Consider the following 891-nt stretch of genomic DNA (forward strand, 5'->3'; position numbering starts at 1 on the left):
CTGGCCCATGTGGTGGAGGGCGGGCCGGCACCGGCGATTGTCCGACCGGCGCATCCCGCCATTCGGAATCGTGGCATGACGGATACGGCCAAGGCCCAGCGTATCGAGCGCGTCTGGTCGAGCGCCAAGCCGCTGGTGCCGGGAGATGCAGCGATGCGGTACCTCGCTGCTCGCGTGCCGGGCCTCGTTGCGCCTCGCCCGAGCGCATTGCGGCTGGCGATGATGGACTACCGCCACGAGGGTGCTGTGCTGGGGCGCTATCCCACGATCGTTGCGCAGTTCACGCTGCCGGATGGTCGCATGGCGACGGTGCATCGCACCACCCTGGATCAGGCAAAGCCGGCCAAGGCGGTCATCGTGACGGCTGACGGGGAAATCCTGCCAGTCAAGCGCAATGACGTGACGGCGCTGCCCCTTGCGGGCGGTGCGGTCCGGCTCATGCCGCCGCGTGATGGCGTACTGGGTGTTGCCGAAGGGCTGGAGACGGCCTACGCCGCACACATGCTCTACGGTGTGCCGACCTGGAACTGCCTGAACCGCGTGCTGCTGCATCGGTTCGTGGTGCCGCAAGGCATGGGCATCCATACGCTGCACATCTTCGCTGACTTCGATGAAGTCGATCCGAAGACTGGGAAGTCTCCCGGCATGGCGGACGCGCTGGCTCTAGCCAAGCGCATCCGCGGCGAAGGGCTGACCGTTCACGTGCATCGCCCAATGGTGCGGGGCACGGACTTTTGCGACCAGTGGCTGACCGCCAATCGGTTGCAAGGCATTGCTGGCAGGCGCGCAGTCTACGCCTAGCCATTCAATCTGCAAACCGCCTCACGGGGCGGCACCTCATTCACTCTCTGCCCTGCGGGTTCTGCCCGCCGGGGAGAACCCTTGCGGCAG

General features: G+C 66.3%; 1 protein-coding gene. It reads left to right on the plus strand.

Annotated elements, in window-relative coordinates; all coding sequences use genetic code 11:
• On the plus strand, positions 1 to 801 hold an 801-nt coding region (locus tag ACYP5B_RS34200; RefSeq protein ID WP_459572582.1), incomplete at its 5' end, for a DUF7146 domain-containing protein.
• Positions 802 to 891: the final 90 nt, after the last annotated feature.

The organism is Cupriavidus sp. 8B, from assembly GCF_054589115.1.